This is a genomic window from Cognatundibacterium jejuense (genome assembly GCF_014284255.1).
GTDB classification, from domain to species: Bacteria; Pseudomonadota; Gammaproteobacteria; order Burkholderiales; family Burkholderiaceae_D; genus Undibacterium; species Undibacterium jejuense.
Map to the genome: position 1 here is coordinate 42,601 of NZ_JACOFV010000005.1, position 18,795 is coordinate 61,395.

Sequence of the window (18,795 nt, forward strand, 5' to 3'; positions counted from 1 at the left end):
GCACCGCCAGCCAACGCGATGGCAGGAGATGCACCCACCCTACGAGTCTTTACAACATCAATGTGGTTTATAACCCATTGTCTGTTGAGATTCGTGTACCAACTGTTCAAACATCTGGTGCCGCATCGGCGAGATTGCGCCGCTTTTTACAGCCTCTAAAATCGCACAATTTGGTTCGGCATGGTGGTGGCAGTTGTAGAATTTACAGTTTCCCAGATGCGGCAAAAATTCCGGAAATGCGCGTTCCAGCATGCCTTCGCTTAAGTGATGCAAGCCAAATTCCTGAAAGCCGGGTGAATCAATTACATACGAATTCTCGTCCATGTGATACAGACGTGTAAATGTGGTTGTATGTTTTCCGGTGTCTAATGCCGCAGAGATCTCGCGCGTAGCGATTTCTGCGTCGGGTATCAGCAAATTGATCAGAGAAGATTTACCCATCCCCGATTGACCAATCAGAATAGTACTTTGGCCTTGCATTAGTTTGGTCAGGAGCGAGCGGGTGCCTTCCGGATCGCCTTTAGCTGAAACCTCATGCACCGGATAGCCCAGTTTGGCGTACAAACCAACGCGCTGACGGGCTTTTTCCAGCGATTCAGTCACGTCGACTTTGTTCAGAATTAAATGCGGCTTAATGCCAGACGATTCCGCAGCAACTAAGGCACGCGATACCAGATCATCGGTAAAGCTAGGTTCGGTGGCGACCACAATCAAGAGTTGTGTCAAGTTTGCCGCCAGCATCTTAGATTTGTACTGGTCAGAGCGGTACAGCAAAGTTTTGCGGTCGGTGATCGCTTCGATGACGCCTTGATTTTTGGACGTGAGGGCAAATTCCACAATATCACCAACGGAGACATCGCTTTTTTTTCCGCGTGTGACGCAATGCAGTTTTTGCTGGCTGCCGTCAATCTCGGCCTGAATCAGATAATGGCGGCCATGCGCAGCAATGACCAGACCTTGCAAACGTGCCATCAGGAAAAGCTCTGCTCAAAAACCGCATCAATCTTAGCCGCGCAGATAAAGTCATTGACTGAAATGCCGCCTTTGCCGTCATTCACAGTGTGTGTATCGAATTTGATCACGCAACGGTTATAGGTAACGACTAATTCTGGGTGATGATCTTCGGCGTGAATGACGTAGGCAATCGCGTTAATAAACGACAGCGTTTCGTAATAGTTTTTGAAGTTGTATGTTTTAACGATGCGTGGGCCATCTTGCTCCCAACCTGGTGTCGCTGCGAAATAGGGCGCCAGCTTGGAATCAGCCAGGCCAGTTTCAGTATGCTGAGATTTGATCGCAAGTAAATCTGTGGTCTTAATCATGGTGTCTTCCTTTATTTGCTTATTTCTTACTTATTTTAAAACTCGTTTCAGGCTGTCAGCAATTTGCTGATGCGAACGCTCGCTGGTGGGTGAGAATCATAAAATGCCGAGTGCAGCGGGTCTGGCGTCAATGTCGATGCATTATCTTCATACAGTTTGACCAGCGCTGCAACCAGGTCATTTGCATTGGTGTGATGGGCAGCAAATGCATCGGCTTCAAATTCGTGTTTGCGGGAACTGATCGAGGTCAGTGGCGAAAACAAAAAGGTAAAGACAGGCAAGCTCAGCATAAACAAGATCAGTGCCATCGCATCATTTTTTGCCAGTAACATAGGATCAACACCCAGTCCAGTATAAAACCAGACTTGCTGTTTCAGATAACCAAGCAATGCTAAAAATACCAGCGACACACCAAAAATCACCACCATGCGTTTGACGATGTGTTTGAGCTTAAAGTGCCCCAATTCATGCGCCAGTACAGCTTCGATTTCTTCTGGTGCCAGGCGGGCAATCAGCGTATCAAAAAACACAATGCGCTTCGCGGCGCCAAAACCTGAAAAATAGGCATTGCCATGCGCGCTACGCTTGGAGCCATCCATCACAAACAAGCCTTTGGAGGCAAACCCCACGCGTTGCATCAAACCCTCAATGCGGCTACGCAGACTGTCGTCTTCTAATGGTGTAAATTTATTAAAAATCGGTGCAATCACACTAGGGTAAATCAACATCATCAACAGTTGAAAACCACTCCAGACTACCCAAGCGTACAGCCACCATAGCGCACCGGACTTATCCATCAGAGTCAATACCACCCAGATCAAAGGCAAACCAATTACTGCTCCCAAGGCGGTGCTTTTCAGCATATCACCGAAAAACAGGGCAGGAGTCATCTTATTAAAGCCAAACTTTTGTTCCAGCACAAATTGTGAGTAATACGAAAATGGCAAATCCAGTAATCCGCTGACAACAGCAAATGCCGCCAACAAGCCAATTTGATACAGCATGCCTGGGCCAGTCAGATTGAGTACCAGCACCGACAAGAGTTGCAGTCCACCAAACAAAGTAAAACCCATCAGCACTACAGCGTTAAAAAGCAGCGAAACCAAGCCGAATTTAGTCTTGGCGATGCTGTAATCAGCCGCCTTCTGATGCGCTTCCAGGGGGATTTTAGACGCGAATTCTGGTGGTACTGCAGCGCGATGCTGGAGGATGTGACGAATCTGGCGCGAGCCCAGCCAGAACTGCACAATAAGGGTCATCAGCAGAAAGCCGATGAAGAAAACCGAAAAGGTAACTGAATTCATGGGAAAATGTGGCATTCGTAAAAAAGCTAAGGAAGAATTATGTCACAAGCTACCGACATTCAAGCAAACACTAACACTACAATCCGCCCAAATGAGATGAATCTGATCTGGGTCGACATGGAAATGACCGGTTTAGAGCCAGATACTGACAAAATCATTGAAGTGGCGGTCGTGGTTACAGACTCACAATTGAATGTATTGGCAGAAGGTCCGGTGTTTGTTATCCATCAATCTGACGAAACGCTGGATAAAATGGATGCCTGGAACAAAGGCACCCACGGTCGTTCCGGTTTAATCGATAAAGTGAAGGCATCCACAGTCACTGAAGCTGAAGCTGAGCAAGCACTGATAGAGTTTTTAAAACCTTACGTGCCAGCCGGTAAATCACCAATGTGCGGAAATACCATCGGTCAGGACCGCCGTTTCATGGTGCGCGGCATGCCAAAACTGGAAGCGTATTTCCATTATCGCAATTTGGACGTGTCGACGCTCAAAGAGCTTTGCCGCCGTTGGAAGCCGGAATTGTTGGCGGGTTTTAAGAAGCAGCAGAAGCACACAGCACTGGCTGATATTGTTGAATCGATCGAAGAATTAAAATACTACCGTCAGCATTTTATTAAAGAATAAGGTAAATTTTTTGTAGCCACTATTTTGTAGCCACTATTCAATGAACCCTTCTCCCGTGAATGCAAGATCACATGATGGGGTAGGGATGCGGGGAGTTGAGGCGTCCTACATCAGATTGTAAAAAAGCGCCGACATCGGCGCTTTTTTACTGGTAGGGAGTATTTAAATCCATGCTCTTGTAAAGCTTATTTCATCAAGACATTAAGAAAAAATTGAAGGATACTCCCCCATGTTGGCGTCAAACCTAATTAAACACCCAACAATTCAACTTCAAAAATCAAGGTCGCGTTTGGTGGAATTACACCGCCTGCGCCGCGTGGGCCGTAGCCTAAGCTCGACGGGATAGTCAGGATACGTGTGCCGCCAATTTTCATGCCTTGTACGCCTTCATCCCAGCCCTTGATCACATGACCAGCACCAAGTGGGAAGGAGAATGGGTCACTGCGGTCTTTGCTGGAATCAAATTTTTTGCCAGCGCTGCCATCAGGATTTTGCAACCAGCCTGTGTAATGCACTACAACGTGGTTGCCCGCTTGTGCTTCTGCGCCTTCGCCAACAACTTTATCTTCGTATTGCAAACCGCTTACGGTAGTGATCGTGCTCATGGGATTCCTTTAATCTCGAAAAAAAGTGGGGCAATTGTAGAACAAAATTCCTGTTATCGCTTTTATTTACGATGCAATTGCGCTGATCGCGCTCTTAATAACGGCTTTATTTCTCAAATGAAATAAATTGCTTATCGAATTATCATTAAAAAATGGCGAAAAATAAGAAAACTATAAGCTTAATCAAACACTATCGGTCTATGCACGGTAAAATGCTGGCTTATTTCTTTTATTAGCGGTCTTTGTTCATGCGTAGTCGTTCTTTGTTGGCATCCTTGCTGGTTGGTCTTCTCTTTCCTTTTTTCAGTCCTGCGGCACAAGCAAATGTGGTTGTGGTATTGAATTCTCGTGATGCGACGGTAACGCTCCTTGATCAAACGACATACAAAGAAATCAGCACTTTCCCGGTCGGCAAAGAACCCCATCATCTGATGGCGACGCCAGACAACAAATCATTGATCATTGCCAATGCGGTTGGTGATGAGTTGGTGTTCCTCGATCCGGTCAGTGGACAAATTCAACGCCGCATCAAAGATATTGCCGATCCTTATCAAATTGGCTTCTCGCCAGATCAAAAATGGTTTGTTTCGAACTCATTGCGTTTAGATCGTGTTGATTTTTATCGCTATGACGGTAAAGATTTGAAATTAGCAAGTCGTGTACCTTTAGCCAAATTACCTAGTCACATGGCTTTCGACAAAGCGAGCACCACAGTATTTATTACCCAGCAGGGTAGCGATCAGGTGTCAGCGATTGATCTGGCGACCCAAAAAGTAAAATGGACTATCCCGGTGGGAAAATTACCGGCTGGTATTGCCATGACACCAGACGATAAATACTTATTGGTTGGCATCATGGGCAGTAATTATGTTGAAGTCATTGATTGGCGCACCCAAAAAACCGTAAAGAAAATCACGGCTGGTGTGGGCACTCATAATTTCCGTGCAATGGGTGATAAACGGCATATCTTTGTTTCAAATCGTACTTCGAATGAAATCAATATCATCGACCAGCAAACTTTAGAAAACATCGGCAGCATTGCTGTTCCAGGTGGCCCGGATTGTATGGAGGTCAGCGCTGACGGAAAAACTTTGTGGACCACATTGCGCTGGATTAAAAAAGTCGCCGTGATCGATATTCCATCCAGAAAGGTCATCAAGCTGATTCCTGTTGGACGATCACCGCACGGAGTGTACTTTGCCAATCGCGCACCGGACATGTAAAGCTATTCTGAGTATCCAGCGCCCCGCCCAGTACCTGCTGGAGTGGGTGTTGGTATCCTCGACACTACTCAATGCCAGTAGTGTCACCGCAGCGGGTAACGTTGATCCAAAAGTATGTAAAGCAACCGTCTATCTGACTTTTGATACGGGCAGTCAATCACAGGCGCAGTTGGTTGCCAATACACTGCGTCAACATCACATCAAAGCCAGTTTTTTTCTGGCGAACGAAAAAACCATCAATGGCGATTATTCGCTAGACCCGAACTGGGCTACCTATTGGAAAAGTTTAGCCAACGAAGGGCATGCGTTTGGTACGCATACCTTCGATCATGTCTATGCGGTCAAAGATTTAGCCGATGGCCGTATCGTCGTCAAACCACAATTTGGTGCCCAGGCGGGTAAAGAATTAATCTGGACACCACAACAATATTGCGAAGAATTGCGTCGTGTCGATGAACGATTTCTACAATTGACGGGTCATAAGCTTGATCCACTCTGGCGCGCACCCGGCGGTAAGCTCACGCCGAATTTGCTCAAAGCCGGTGAGTCTTGCGGTTATCGCCATGTAGCTTGGGCACCCGCGGGATTTTCTGGCGATGAATTATCGAGCGAAAAATTTAGTAATCCGGTGTTGTTGAAGCGGGTGCTTGATCATTTACGCGATGGCGACATTTTTATGGCGCATCTGGGTATCTGGTCGCGTAAGCAAGCGTGGATGCCAGAAAATCTGGAACCTTTAATCACTGGTCTGGAACAAAAAGGCTATTGTTTTGCAACTTTGCGCGAGCATCCGGCCTATCGGAAATAGTCGATACGCCAGGCCAAACACTAAGTTAGAAGAAGGCATGAATTATTCAGAACTAATGACAACGCTGCAAGCGTGGATTTTTGAAACTATCGTACAACCCGCCATGTTTTATCTTGGCTTGGGCGAATTTGTTGAAGATTCTTTTGAAGGCGTGGAGTGGTTTATTTTTGGCGTACTGCAATTGATCGTGCTGTTTGTCATTTTGCGGCCATTAGAATCTCTGATACCTGTACAAAAAATTGAAAATCGCTTTGCGCGATGGAATGATTTTATCTACACCGCCTTGCATCGGCTCGGTGCTTTCTCGATATTAATCTTTTTTGTGCTTGACCCCTTGCTGGATAAATTGACGGCGGTCTTGCATTTTGAAGGTGTCAACCCACTCAATCTGGAAAACATGTGGCCGGGTTTTTTGACTTACCCGGCGCTGTTATTTTTTGCGTATCTGGTGGTATTGGATTTCTTTGATTACTGGTATCACCGCGCCGAACACCAGTTTGATTGGTGGTGGGGTTTGCATAGCCTGCACCATAGCCAGCGCGATATGAATTTATGGAGCGATAACCGCAATCATTTACTCGACGATTTTTTACGCGATGTATATATGGGAGTGATCGCCATTGTGATAGGTGTACAACCAGGGCAATACGTGATGTTAGTGATGGCGTCGCAGATGTTGCAGAGTTTGCAGCATGCGAATATCCGAGTACATTTTGGCAAAGTCGGTGAATACTTCTTGGTGTCGCCACGCTTCCATCGTACCCATCACGCGATCGGTATTGGTCATGAAACCAAAGGCAAGGGCACCCTTGGTGGACATAATTTTGCGGTGCTGTTTCCGATATGGGATGTAATGTTTGGTACTGCGTATTTTAGTAAAGAATTTGCATTGACCGGCATACGCGATCAATTGCCAGCGCCGGAAGGGTGCTCTCGTGAATATGGTACTGGCTTTTGGTCGCAGCAATGGCTGGGCTTAAAGCGTATGTGCGGCCTGCAAAAATAATGATGCAGAAGTAATGCAAAAATAAGCGAAGGATAAGCAAGCATGAGTATCGTCAAAGTAAGTGTTTCCTGGGGCAGGGCGGTTGCCTCGCAATTGCATATCCGTATGTTGCTGCTGACATTTTTGCCGTTTATCGCTGCACTATTGTTGTGGAGCGTCGCGATGTGGTTTGGCATGCAAGCGTTGATCGACTTTGTTCAAGAATGGTTCAATGATCATCATAGTTTTCAGACCGCCGGTGATGTGTTAGCGATGTTGGGTTTGTTGACGTTTAAAGCCATGGTCGTGCCGCTGGTGGCGATGTGGTTGCTGCTCCCAGTCATGGTTTTTACAGCCTTGTTGTGCATCGGTCTGTTTGCCATGCCGGCAATTAGCAAACATGTTGGTGGCAAGTATTATCCTGAGTTGGAGCAAAAACGTGGCGGCTCGGTGTTTGGCAGTTTATGGTTCTCGCTCAGCTCGTTTTTGATTTTTGCGGTAATCTGGCTAGTAACCTTGCCGTTGACTTTATTTCCTGTGATCAGTCTGGTGTTGCAACCTTTGTTGTGGGGTTGGCTGACTTATAGAGTGATTGTGTATGACGCTTTGGCGGCGCATGCTGACGTTGATGAGCGTAAGGCCTTGATACAGCAACACCGCTGGTCTTTGTTATTCATCGGTACTGTGGCTGGTTTATTTGGTGCGGCACCTGGTTTGTTATGGTTAGGTGGCGTTATTTCGGTCATGTTTTTACCTGTCATTGCAGGTGCGGCAATTTGGTTATATGTACTGGTATTTGTCTTTACCGGTTTGTGGTTCCAACATTATTGTCTGGCAGCGCTGGAGCAGCAGAGGCTCAAGGCTCAGACAACATAACAACGAGAGCAGATTATGGCGATAGGCATCATTATCATAGGCGATGAAATTCTGTCAGGCAAACGCGAAGACAAGCATTTATCGAAGTTTATTCAGATACTGACGGAACGCGGTTTGCAACTGGATTGGGCAGAATACATTGGTGACAATCGTGAACGCATCATTGCTACTTTGCAGCGCAGCTTTGCATCAGGCGATATCGTCTTTTCTACTGGCGGCATCGGTGCAACGCCGGACGATCACACGCGCCAGTGTGCCGCACTGGCCTTGAATGTTGACATTGCTTTGCATCCGGAAGCCAAACGTCTGATACAAGAACGCATCATGGATACCGCCGCTGAAGCGGGTAAAACTGTCGACCTCAATACGCCCGATAATTTGCATCGACTCAAGATGGGTGAATTTCCGGTTGGATCAGAATTGATCCCAAATCCATTTAATAAAATTCCGGGCTTTGCGATCAAGCAGCACTATTTTGTGCCAGGTTTTCCAGTCATGGCGTGGCCGATGATGGAATGGGTGTTGGACACGCATTACTCACATCTGTTTCACCAACAAGCACGCGCTGAGAAAGCAGTGATCGTCTATGAAGCCATAGAATCTGTGCTGACGCCAATGATGGAACAGCTGGAAGCCGAGTTCCCCTTAATTAAAGTCTTCAGCTTACCTAGCGTTGCGACAGAAACACAACGTCGACACATTGAGTTAGGTGTCAAAGGTGACCCGCAACAGGTAGAATCTGCGTTCGCAAAAATGTGCGCAGGTCTGGATCAATTGCAATCCGAATACGTGCCGATTTCACCAAAATAACTCTCTTGCCCTAAGCCAGATGCCAAATGAAAAAAATTAAATTCACGTTGTTTTCAATACGCGATTTGTTGCTTGCATTTGGCCCTATGATCCTGGCGCTAGTGATTATTGCTGGTGCCGCTTACTACCTCGTTGATCCGGCACCGAAGCGCGTGATTGAACTTTCTGCTGGCCCGGAAAATAGTTCTTACCAGCGTTTCGCCAAACAGTATGCTTCGGAGTTGGCCAAAAATAAAGTGACGCTGCACATCAACCCCTCTCAGGGTTCGCAAGAGAATTTGCAAAAAATCAGCGATCCCGATTCGGATATTCAGGTCGGTTTTGTACGTAGCGGTTCTACTGACGCGCAAATAGCTGAAGAGAAAGGCCTGGTGTCACTTGGTAGCTTGTTTTACGAGCCGATCTGGATTTTTTACCGGAGCAAAAAAGAGTTCGATACTATCAGCCAATTTAAAGGAAAACGTATCAATCTCGGTGCCGAGGGCAATGGCATGCACCGCATGTTTTCGCAGATATTGAGCGTTAATAGCATGCAAGATGCCGACGTGCAAATTCAACGTCTGGATGATGCGGAAGCGACCAAAGCATTTTTAAACGGTAAGCTCGATGCACTGGTATTTAGCTCCGCTAGTGACTCACCGCTGGTACAGCAACTGCTGCAAACTCCCGATGTGCGTTTGTTTGATTTTGTTCAGGCCGAAGCCTATACGCGTCGTTTTCCGTTTTTATCCAGCGTCGTATTACCGCGCGGGATTGTTGATATAGGACGGGATATTCCAGCTCGGGATTACCATCTGATTGCTCCTACTGCGACATTAGTTGCGCATGAAAGCTTGCATCCGGCATTGATGGGGTTGTTATTGCAGGCAGCGCGTAAAATTCACAGTAAAGCAGATTGGTTTAGTGATCAGGGTGAATTTCCATCGGATAAATACACAGAAATTCCTGTCGCAGCGGAAGCTGAGAAGTTTTACAAAAATGGCCCGCCAATGTTGCAACGCTATATGAGCTTCTGGATGGCGAACTTTTTTGATCGCATGTGGGTGGTGTTGATAACTGCTGGCGCTTTGTTGTTGCCGTTGTCAAAAGTGATACCGCCGCTCTACGTATGGCGTATCCGTTCACGTATTTATCGCTGGTATGGACAATTGCGCATCGCCGAGCAATTCATCGATGAAGCAGGGGAGAATTCACCTGTACACACCTTACAAAAGCAAATGCAGCACCTTGATGAGATAGAAGAAAAAGTTAATAACACCAGCTTACCCTTGTCGTATATGGAGGAGTTGTATCACCTGCGTAGCCACATTCATTTTGTTCGCGACCGGCTTGTAGAACGTTTGCGGGCTGTTGAGACGGCGCAGCAGGTTTAATCATCGATGATTAAATGCGCTTAAGCTCCCATTTCCCATTTCCCATTTCCCATTTCCCATTTCCCTTTTCCCGCTTGCGAGAGAGGGGGAGCCACCGTGTGGGTCGCACCCTTCCTGCAACACTACATATTAATGGCCAATCTCCGCCACAAATAAATCCAACGCACGACGTAAGGTCTGATCATCCAGATGCAATAACTGATCACCGACATACCATTCAAACATGCTGCTTTCTGGTAAGGCTGCGGCAACGGCGTTATTAAACAACCAGATACCATGTTCCTGAGCGATACGATTACGGATAGCAATTGCCTTTTCTGCTGAAACTGGCAAGTGGACATGCAGCATATTTGCTTGTGGCTGGTACGGGTTCGTCTGCAACTGCGGATAATTGCGTAAATGCACAAATAGCTCCTGAGTGCGTTTGAAGTAGTCTGACATTGCAGCAAGGCGCTCATCAAATTGCATGGCAGCCGACACCACGTAAGGCGTGCGGCGGAATACATTCCCGCCTAAGCGATGGTTCCAAACCTTTGCTTTTGCCAGAAATTCTTTTTTACCCAACAGCATCGCGCCACCAAGACCTGCCATCCCTTTGTAAAAAGAGACATAGACCGTATCGAAACCCTGTGCAATTTCTTGCCAGGTTTTGCCATAGTAAGCGGCTGCTTCCCATAATCTGGCACCGTCCATGTGCAAATGAATATCCTGTTCATGGCAATGCGTTTTGATGGCTTCAAGCTCGTCCCATGCGGGCAATTGACCGCCAATTTCCCGCATCGGTAATTCAATTTGTAAAGCGGCCAATGGCTCGGCCTGGGTTTGGATATCTTTGTATGTCCAGGGGCGATGTGGTTGGCCTAGCGTGATCGATTGAAAATGTTGCAAAGTTTGAAAATTACTACGCTCATGAATCAGAATATGCGAGCTGGCGTGTAGCCCAACCAAAGGGTTACCGCGCTCCTGGCAAGCTAGCCTGAGCGCAGTGGCTTGGGTCATCGTGCCGGTAATGCAAAACAATCCGGCTTCCATGCCCAGTAAGGTGGCGACTTTTTGTTCGAAGGCTTGAACCGTTGCACCTTCCCCATACACATCGTTTTCAACCTGATGTTGTGCGCACCATGCTGCCATGTTGGCAAAACTTTCTGCCGGAGAAAGCGCTTTATGACCCACCAGATGAGTATGACAAGAATTTTTTAATTTTGATAATTCAGCATCGGTCAAGATTTTCTCCTGAAAATTGGGGCTTCGATAAATTTTTTATTGCAGTATGCCACGAGACTAAATTACTACGAAATGTATCCCAGAGTGAGCTAGAATCAACGCTTTCCAGATTTCATTTCGCCAGACTATGACTACCCAGCTGCCGTTTGCACCAGACTTTAAAACACCCTATGAAAGCGGAAATCGCAACCAGACCACGCATTGGGATGATTGCATCCGGTTTTATCAAGAGTTAGCGCAACAATTCCCGCGGATTCTGCATTTCTTTGAAATCGGTCAATCAGATGCCGGGCGGCCTTTATTTGCGGGGGTGATCACTGCCGATGGTGAATTCGATCGTGCGAACTTGCAGTCGCAAGGGCGACCCGTGTTTTTCAATAACAACGGCATCCATCCTGGTGAACCTGAAGGCGTGGACGCCTGCATGGCATTCGTCAGAGATTTTTGTTTCCAGCCTGAACGTTTGGCTGCCTTGGGTAAAACGGTATTCTTGTTTATCCCTATGTACAACGTCGATGGCAGTCTGAACCGTCAGAATACCTCCCGTGTCAATCAGGATGGGCCGGAGAGCTTTGGCTTCCGCGGTAACAGCCAGCATCTGGATCTGAATCGTGATTTTATTAAGTGCGATAGCTTAAATGCCCAAGCCTTCAATCGCTTTTTCAGCGCCTGGAGCCCTGATGTCATGGTCGATACCCACACCTCCAACGGTGCAGATTATCACTACACCATGACCCTGATTCAGACGCAAACTGATAAGCTGGGCTACGGTTTAGGACCATTCCTTAAAGACACCATGTTGCCAGCCATCTATACCGAGATGGCGCAACGCGGCTGGCCGACTTGCCCGTATGTGAATCCGATTAAAGATATTCCTGACCACGGCATTGAAGATTTCTTAGAAACACCGCGCTTCTCAACCGGTTATGCCACCCTGCATCACACCATTGGTTTTATGCCAGAAACGCATATGTTGAAGCCCTTTGCTGATCGTTACGAGTCCATGCGTGCGTTAGTGGAAACCGTTTTAAATTTTACCATCGCCAATGCAACGCAAATTCAGCAACTGCGCGCACAAGCGCGGGTGGCGGCAGCCAGGAACCAGAAAGTGGCAGTCCACTGGTCAGCAGACCATGGGAAAAAATCCAGCTTCTTATTCAAAGGCTACAAAGCTGTGTATAGCCCTAGCGTCATCGGGCACTACACGCGCTTGTCGTACGACCGCAGCCAGCCATGGGAAAAACCTATCCCTTACTTTAATCACTTCGTTGCTGATATCAATGTTGTGCAACCTAAAGCCTATCTGGTGCCACAATCCTGGCGTACCGTGATAGAACGCCTGCAATGGAATGGTGTGCAAATGCAGCGTTTGAGTGCCGATCAACTGATGCATGCCGAAACCTATCGCGTGCTTTCTGTCAGCTCGCGCCCACATGCATATGAAGGACACATGTTCCATGACGAAGTGAACCTGCAAAGCCAGCAAGAACAGGTACAGGCGCTGGCCGGCGACTATCTGATTTCAATCGATCAGCCACAGGCACGTTACATCGTCGAAACGCTGGAACCACAAGCGCACGACAGCTTCTTCCGCTGGGGCTTTTTCAATAGCTGTCTGGAGAAAAAAGAGGCTTATTCCGATTACGTGTTTGAAGATACCGCCGCAGAAATCCTGCGCGACGAACCCGGCACCCGTGCTGCGTTTGAAGCCTGGAAGCAAGTCAACCCTGATTTGCTAGAAGACCAGACCACCGTGCTGGACTTTATTTTCACGCACTGCCAACGCTTTAAAGAACCTGAATGGAACCGTTATCCGGTGTTGCGTCTTTTTTAATGAAAATGCGGAGAAACATTGTTCCATTTAGTTACAATTTTAGCGAAAACATAATAGAATCTTCGTTTGCATTAATCTCATCAACCTTTTTGAATAGGTAGTGTATGTCAAAGCTAGTCGATTATCTGAATCACCTTGACCAAAATGCTGACGCACGTGCAGCGCATTCGAAAGACCCGCATGCTGCCATGACACATTTTGGTTTGTCGCATGAGGAACAGGCAGCAGTGAAAAGTCGTGACAAGAATCATATCGCAAAAGTAGCTGGCATTGATCCTGCTGAAGTCGGAGCAGTTGAAATTCCTGAGGCAACTCACTAAAAAATCGAAGTAGTTAGCCAGTACGCATTTATGCATTTATCCTTTTTTAAAAAAATTTGGTGTGCACTGGCTTTTCTGGCGTATTTTTTCGCGTCTGTTTCATTTGCTGCTGATGTTGTCAATGCAGACCAGTTGCTTTCAGAAACAAGTGCATTGTTAAGAGCTTCTCCTGAAAAAGCCGAAAAAAATATTCGAAAGCTCGAAGAAGTTTTTAATTCACTGACTAAATCCCAACAAGAAAAGTTTTATGTCCAAAAGGCGGCATTTCTTGGTTCAATGGGACGAAACAAAGAACGCATTGAGTTTGTCGAAGTTAGTATTAAAAATGTCGTCAATGTAGAGATACAAGTTAAACTTTTGTACCAGTTATCGACTGGTTACACGAACCTTGGCATGTTTGAAAGCGCATTAAATGCGATGAATCAAAGCATAGCCTTATTACCCAAATTAACTGACGTTAATACCAAACTTTACACGCTTCAGTCGGCTGTATCGCTATTCAATACACTAAAAGCTTTTGACCAATCACTACTCTACGTAGAACAAATAAGCGCTTTTTCCGATCGTAAGAACTCTATTTCAAGCTGCGTATCTTTAGCGGACAAAGTTGAAATTGAGTTTTTAAGAGGGAATCGTGAAGTTGCGAAAAATTTTTTGCCGGATGCTATTCAGGACTGTAAGCATGGCGGCAATCAATTTATGGTCAAACTCCTTAATGCACTTGATGCTCTTGACCTTATAAAATCTTCAAATTTCCCTGCTGGCATTTCAAGTGCAAAGGCCTTGCTTGATGAAGCAGATGATAATATTAAGAAAACGAATTATTTTATAGAGTTGGAAAATGCCTTAGCTCGCGCGTATATTGAAACAGGCGATTTAAAGCAAGCCGATTTTTACGCAAATGAAGCTTACAAATATTCCAACAATTCAAAAGTTTATCTGCTGATAGAGCAGGCGAACGAAACCATGTCAAAAATCAAGCGTGCGCAAGGGCAGTATGTTGCGGCGCTGGAATTTGATGACACTGCTCTGGAATTTAAAAATAAATTATTGGACGAGCAGCTACAAAAAAATATCGCCTATCAGCGTGTTAAATTCGATATGCAAGACAAGGCTAATCAATTGACCTTGCTTGAGCAAAAAAATAAATTGCTGTCGATAGAAAAACAACTAGATAAAAAAAATAACGAAGTCTTGTTGCTATTCATCGGTCTGATTGTCGTTGCATTGTTGTTGGTTGGTGTGTGGCTGTGGAAAGTTATACAGCAAAAAAATATCTTTAAGCGTCATGCGCAAGTCGATGCGCTGACACAAATCAGTAACCGTCGGCATTTTATCGATATCACTACAGCGGCGGTCGCTGAGCGAACTGCGCCGATCAGCCTGATCCTGTTCGATATGGATTTCTTTAAAAAAATCAACGATAACTTTGGTCACCCGACCGGTGATTGGGTATTGATTCATGTATGTCAGGCAGTGACCGAAGTATTGCGTAAAGGTGATATGTTTGGGCGTTTAGGCGGCGAAGAATTTGCAATTTGCATGCCTGCGGCGGATACCCATGTCGCCAAACAACTGGCAGAGCGTTGCCGTTTAGCGATTGCTGCAATTGATACCGAACCGAGCGGATTTCGTTTTCCTTTGACCGCCAGTTTTGGTATTGCAACCATTGACACCTACACCGTCAGCACGTTTGAAGCTTTAATGGAATCTGCTGATAAAGCTCTGTATAAGTCCAAAGCTGATGGTCGCAATTGTGTCTCAGTGTTTGAGTGATTAATTAATTTTTTTTCCTTTTATGACGAATCAAAAAGTTGGACAACTTGTCTGCGTAGGAACAGGTATGCGCATGGCAGGGCAGTTGACGCCGTTGGCGAAAAGTTATATCGAATCTTTTGATATTGTGATCGCAGCCGTACCTCATATTTTTACGCGTCGATGGTTGCAGGGTATCGCCAAAGAATACATATGTCTGAATGATCACTACGAAGATACTAAGATCGAAGGCAAAAATCGTCGCGACACTTATCGCCGTATGGCAGATACTATTTTAAAAGAAGTCCGCGCCGGCAAGCGTGTTTGCGCGGCTTTTTACGGACATCCCGGCATTTTTGCTTGTATCTCACACATGGCGATTACCGATGCGCGTAAAGAGGGGTATGTCGCGCACATGGAGCCAGGTATTTCAGCGTTGGATTGTCTGGTCGCCGATCTTGGGATTGATCCAGGATCACGCGGTATGCAGTCGATGGAAGCGACGCAGTTTATGATTTATGAACGGGTGATCGATCCGTCTGCGATGTTCATCGTCTGGCAAATTGGTCTCGCTGGTGATCTAACCTTAAAGCGTTACGACACTGAACCGGCGCACTTGCAAATTATTACCGACAAATTGGCACTCACGTATTCACTCGATCATGAAGTGATTTTGTATGAAGCTGCAACCAACCCCATAGAGCAAAACCGCATCGAAAAAATCCGTTTGGGTGATTTGCCGAAGGCGAATTTGAAACAAATTACGACCCTGGTGATTCCGGCTGAGCATGCTTTAAAAGTGGATCAAAAAGTGATGGATCAGTTGAAGGCGTTGGAATTGGCACGTGCTGCGGCAAACGAGGTAACTGAGGCAGCGTAGCTTTTGTGGGGTGGGTGTAACCCTCGCTGCTTCCAGCGCCATTGATATGACTCGGAAATGTCAAAATATTTCCGCATGGAAATTGCTATGATTTATTTCTTTTTAATTGTAAATCAGTGCTTTCTATTTACATGAGTCTTCATTAGAATAATTCGCTGAGGTAAGACAATTTTGTCGATTTGTTGAGGAGACGCTATGAAAAAATTGATTAAAAGCGCTGTAGTTGGTCTGGCTCTGGTTGGCGGTATTTCTGCTGCTTACGCTGAGGGTGTTGATACTTCTGTAGAAGGTATTTTTAATGCGCTGACTTCCAGTGCAAATCTGCAGGCAACGGTAGATGGTCTGGTTGCTGGTGGTGCGAACCCACAATCTATCGTATCGGTTGCTGCTGCAGCTGGTATTCCACTCGATGCGGTAAAGCAATTGCAAGTCTGCACAAATTCTGCCGCTGCTGATGCAACAGTATTGAGCGCTTCTTGCCTCAGACAAAAAAGCGTCGTGACCGCTTACTCTGCTGGTGTGAACGATCCGATGAAATTTTTGCCTGCCTCTGCTGCTGGTAAACAAAACAAGCAAGAAACAAAAACTGAATTTAAGTAATCTTAATTCATCGGTTCTACTCAAATATTTGATTTAAAAAAAAGCAGCGCACACATTGGTGGCGCTGCTTTTTTTTGGATTTTTTTTTCGGTTATGCAGTTCAATGCTTGTGGTATTTTTATTTTCTTAAAGGAATGAGTAAATCGCGCAAGTTATTGTGATCGATTTCATACATTAATTCTAATAATCGCCCAATTTCACCCTTAGGAAATCCCTCGCGTGCAAACCATCCCAGATAGTGCCCAGGCAGGTCGCCGATCAGTCTGTCCTTGTATTTGCCATATGGCATTTTGAGGGTCAGCAATCGTTGTAAGTCATCTGCTTGCATGGTTTTTTCAAACATGGCTTAGTTGTTGTCCATTTTATTGTCTGATTTGTTTTGTGTCGCTGTAAATGCTGTGGCTCCCGTGGATTCAGGCTTGCTGTTACTGCCCGCATCCATTTTTGCCGCGGGTAATTCAGTGGGCTTGTTTGCCATGTCTTTTTTATCGCTATCAGGTTCATTTGGGAATTTAGTCGCGTCCAGATAGCGTTCGACTAAGTCAAAAAACTGATTATAAAATTGACCAGTAGCGATGGTTTCACTAGCAACTTTCACCAGCGAATCGTCGGTAGAACCGAATGGCAATGATACGGAACCGATGGCGCTGACGCCTATGCTGGCTGAATTATTACTCTTCTTGAGCGAGTAACGATCGCGTATCGCATTAGCAAACATAGTTGAGCTATTGCTGCCTTTGCTATCCGGTACACAAACGACATTAAACTCAATTTCAGCGTGGGTCTCGGCGTCGTGCTGGTATTTGCGGCGACCTTTAATATTGGTTGGTTTCCACTCATTGATCACGTACCCCTGACTGAGCAAGGCGCGGCGGGATGCTTCGCAGGCAGCCTGTTCGGTGCCAGGGAAGCTACGCGTAAAGACACCGGTCTCACCAAATTCTTCATGCTGGAGTCCCGACGTTTTAGTGCTGGAGCAGGCGCTCAAGCCAGACAATAAAAATACGAGGGGAATTAATAAAAAGCGACGAACCATGTTGTAATCTAAACCAAGTGTTGTGCAGGGCGAGAGCCCTTTTGTTTAAGCTAATGCTTCTTTAGCGGCTTCTTCTGGTGTTAAACCATCAAAAAATAAATCGGTGAACCACTCAATTTGTTCTTCGATATGGTCTTGCGCTTGCGCAACAGTAGCACCGCCAGCGACTAAAAATTCTTCTACTTCGATACACCAGGCGATCAGTGCTTCTGTTTCTGGATCGATATCATTCTTTTTTGCCATGGTGTTGTCCTCTATAAATGCTCTTGATCAATGGATTTGATCTTTTTATTGAAAAAACTGCGTGTATTTTAACTTGTCACTGGTATTTACATTGTTACCAGTTGTTGGTGCTTAGTTTCATCACCTCAGAATGCGGTCGCTCTGTCAGAAGCTTCCGGCAAACTGGTAACGCTGTCCAGGGTGCCACATGGTCACGATCGTGGCGATTTTTCCTTGGGAGCGCGTCTTTCTGTGCAATACCAGGCAAACCTCTTTGATGGAAATTTGCAACATCTCAGCGACTTGTTTGCCTGGCATGACGGCCTCAATGCGGTAATCGACGCCTTGCAAGGGGGCGACAGCAACTAAATATTCATTCGGCGTCATGTTGCTAAAGTCTTGCGCTAAGTAATCTGGCGTTACGCTGGAATTAACCCAACGATCCTCGACCTGAATCGCCATGTCGTTTTCAAAATGCACAATCACTGAATGAAAAAGACGATGTCCGGCTTTGACATTAAATTCTTGCGCAAGTTGCTCAGAAGCTGGAATTTCTTTTAAAAGATGTAATTCGCTGCGATGAATGTGTCCACGCAGACGAATTTCTTCGGCAATGCTTTTAATCTCAACCAGGGTTGCCTGATATTTTTGCTGGGCAACATAGGTACCGGAACCCTGTATCCGGTTCAAAATCTGTTCGCTGGTTAGCTCGCGAACCGCCCGATTCACGGTCATGCGCGAAACGCCAAATTGCTCTGCCAGCATGGCTTCCGAGGGGATAGCGTCGCCTTCTTTCCAGGTACCCGTCTGGATTTCCTTAAGCAGATAGTCTTTAATGGTCTGGAAGGCGGGTGAGGGTGATTGAACTTTTGACACGATTATCCTAATGAAGTAGCGCTCGTATTGTCTCATTAAAAATCCGCTTGCAAAAGTTGTATATACAACTTAAAATTTATTTTAAGTTGAGCTGTAATCAAAATCAATTGATAGC

21 protein-coding genes are annotated in these 18,795 nt (G+C 46.0%); 12 read left to right on the forward strand and 9 right to left on the reverse strand.

Translation table 11 applies throughout. The features are described from left to right. Nucleotides 1-57: 57 nt before the first annotated feature. From rsgA to H8K32_RS06840, 3 genes are read right to left on the reverse strand one after another with little or no spacing between them, the layout of a single operon-like run. Entirely contained in the window at nt 58-972 is a 915-nt protein-coding gene (rsgA, locus tag H8K32_RS06830; RefSeq protein WP_186911739.1) for a ribosome small subunit-dependent GTPase A, read from the reverse strand. Beyond that, nucleotides 972-1,322, reverse strand: coding sequence for a 4a-hydroxytetrahydrobiopterin dehydratase (locus H8K32_RS06835; protein WP_186911740.1), 351 nt, complete (start codon nt 1,320-1,322; stop codon nt 972-974). The genes rsgA and H8K32_RS06835 overlap by 1 nt, the downstream gene beginning before the upstream one ends. Nucleotides 1,323-1,369: 47 nt before the next feature. Beyond that, the gene (locus tag H8K32_RS06840; protein WP_186911741.1) at nt 1,370-2,626 is read right to left on the reverse strand and encodes a M48 family metallopeptidase; all 1,257 of its coding nucleotides are present in this window, start codon (nt 2,624-2,626) and stop codon (nt 1,370-1,372) included. Between the two features lie 39 nt (nt 2,627-2,665). Between H8K32_RS06840 and orn the strand changes: the two genes are divergently transcribed. Next, the gene (gene orn / locus H8K32_RS06845; protein WP_186911742.1) at nt 2,666-3,253 is read left to right on the forward strand and encodes an oligoribonuclease; all 588 of its coding nucleotides are present in this window, start codon (nt 2,666-2,668) and stop codon (nt 3,251-3,253) included. 248 nt (nt 3,254-3,501) lie between these two features. Here orn and H8K32_RS06850 read toward each other — a convergent pair whose 3' ends face one another. Further along, a complete protein-coding gene (locus H8K32_RS06850; protein WP_186911743.1) occupies nt 3,502-3,858 on the reverse strand; it encodes an FKBP-type peptidyl-prolyl cis-trans isomerase in 357 nt (118 codons plus the stop codon). A 248-nt stretch (nt 3,859-4,106) separates the two neighbouring features. Here H8K32_RS06850 and H8K32_RS06855 point away from each other — a divergent pair, with 248 nt between their 5' ends. Genes H8K32_RS06855 through H8K32_RS06880 form a run of 6 tightly spaced genes read left to right on the forward strand, consistent with a single transcriptional unit; the run spans nt 4,107 to nt 9,933 of the window. Beyond that, nucleotides 4,107-5,081 carry a YVTN family beta-propeller repeat protein gene (locus tag H8K32_RS06855; protein WP_186911744.1) on the forward strand — a complete coding sequence of 325 codons (975 nt, stop codon included), beginning with the start codon at nt 4,107-4,109 and terminating at the stop codon, nt 5,079-5,081. A gap of 7 nt (nt 5,082-5,088) precedes the next feature. Beyond that, the gene (locus H8K32_RS06860; protein WP_390312760.1) at nt 5,089-5,889 is read left to right on the forward strand and encodes a polysaccharide deacetylase family protein; all 801 of its coding nucleotides are present in this window, start codon (nt 5,089-5,091) and stop codon (nt 5,887-5,889) included. A gap of 37 nt (nt 5,890-5,926) precedes the next feature. Next, nucleotides 5,927-6,895, forward strand: a complete 969-nt coding sequence (locus H8K32_RS06865; protein WP_186911745.1) for a sterol desaturase family protein — start codon at nt 5,927-5,929, stop codon at nt 6,893-6,895. Nucleotides 6,896-6,937: 42 nt separating this feature from the next. Beyond that, nucleotides 6,938-7,750 (forward strand): EI24 domain-containing protein, encoded by an 813-nt coding sequence (locus H8K32_RS06870; protein WP_186911746.1) that lies wholly within the window; start codon nt 6,938-6,940, stop codon nt 7,748-7,750. 15 nt (nt 7,751-7,765) lie between these two features. Beyond that, entirely contained in the window at nt 7,766-8,560 is a 795-nt protein-coding gene (locus H8K32_RS06875; RefSeq protein WP_186911747.1) for a competence/damage-inducible protein A, read from the forward strand. Between the two features lie 26 nt (nt 8,561-8,586). Then, entirely contained in the window at nt 8,587-9,933 is a 1,347-nt protein-coding gene (locus tag H8K32_RS06880; RefSeq protein ID WP_186911748.1) for a TAXI family TRAP transporter solute-binding subunit, read from the forward strand. Between the two features lie 129 nt (nt 9,934-10,062). Here H8K32_RS06880 and H8K32_RS06885 read toward each other — a convergent pair whose 3' ends face one another. Then, on the reverse strand, nt 10,063-11,157 hold the full coding sequence (locus H8K32_RS06885) for a threonine aldolase family protein (protein ID WP_186911749.1): 1,095 nt from the start codon (nt 11,155-11,157) through the stop codon (nt 10,063-10,065). A 127-nt stretch (nt 11,158-11,284) separates the two neighbouring features. On the opposite strand from H8K32_RS06885, the gene H8K32_RS06890 reads away from it, so the two are divergent. The 5 genes from H8K32_RS06890 to H8K32_RS06910 all read left to right on the forward strand — a co-directional run bounded on the left by H8K32_RS06890 (nt 11,285) and on the right by H8K32_RS06910 (nt 16,546). Further along, nucleotides 11,285-12,991, forward strand: a complete 1,707-nt coding sequence (locus tag H8K32_RS06890) for a M14 family zinc carboxypeptidase (protein ID WP_186911750.1) — start codon at nt 11,285-11,287, stop codon at nt 12,989-12,991. Between the two features lie 104 nt (nt 12,992-13,095). Continuing rightward, entirely contained in the window at nt 13,096-13,311 is a 216-nt protein-coding gene (locus H8K32_RS06895) for a hypothetical protein (RefSeq protein WP_186911751.1), read from the forward strand. 30 nt (nt 13,312-13,341) lie between these two features. Further along, nucleotides 13,342-15,087 (forward strand): GGDEF domain-containing protein, encoded by a 1,746-nt coding sequence (locus H8K32_RS06900; RefSeq protein ID WP_186911752.1) that lies wholly within the window; start codon nt 13,342-13,344, stop codon nt 15,085-15,087. 22 nt (nt 15,088-15,109) lie between these two features. After that, nucleotides 15,110-15,946, forward strand: coding sequence for an SAM-dependent methyltransferase (locus H8K32_RS06905; RefSeq protein WP_186911753.1), 837 nt, complete (start codon nt 15,110-15,112; stop codon nt 15,944-15,946). Between the two features lie 195 nt (nt 15,947-16,141). Continuing rightward, entirely contained in the window at nt 16,142-16,546 is a 405-nt protein-coding gene (locus H8K32_RS06910) for a hypothetical protein (protein WP_186911754.1), read from the forward strand. A 118-nt stretch (nt 16,547-16,664) separates the two neighbouring features. On the opposite strand, the gene H8K32_RS06915 is transcribed toward H8K32_RS06910, so the two are convergent. The 4 genes from H8K32_RS06915 to hutC form a co-directional block, all read right to left on the reverse strand. Continuing rightward, nucleotides 16,665-16,874, reverse strand: a complete 210-nt coding sequence (locus H8K32_RS06915) for a DUF3820 family protein (RefSeq protein WP_186911909.1) — start codon at nt 16,872-16,874, stop codon at nt 16,665-16,667. Between the two features lie 18 nt (nt 16,875-16,892). Further along, a complete protein-coding gene (locus H8K32_RS06920; RefSeq protein ID WP_186911755.1) occupies nt 16,893-17,582 on the reverse strand; it encodes a DUF2242 domain-containing protein in 690 nt (229 codons plus the stop codon). A gap of 45 nt (nt 17,583-17,627) precedes the next feature. After that, entirely contained in the window at nt 17,628-17,825 is a 198-nt protein-coding gene (locus H8K32_RS06925) for a hypothetical protein (protein ID WP_186911756.1), read from the reverse strand. A gap of 144 nt (nt 17,826-17,969) precedes the next feature. After that, a complete protein-coding gene (hutC, locus tag H8K32_RS06930; RefSeq protein WP_390312763.1) occupies nt 17,970-18,683 on the reverse strand; it encodes a histidine utilization repressor in 714 nt (237 codons plus the stop codon). Between the last annotated feature and the right edge of the window lie 112 nt (nt 18,684-18,795).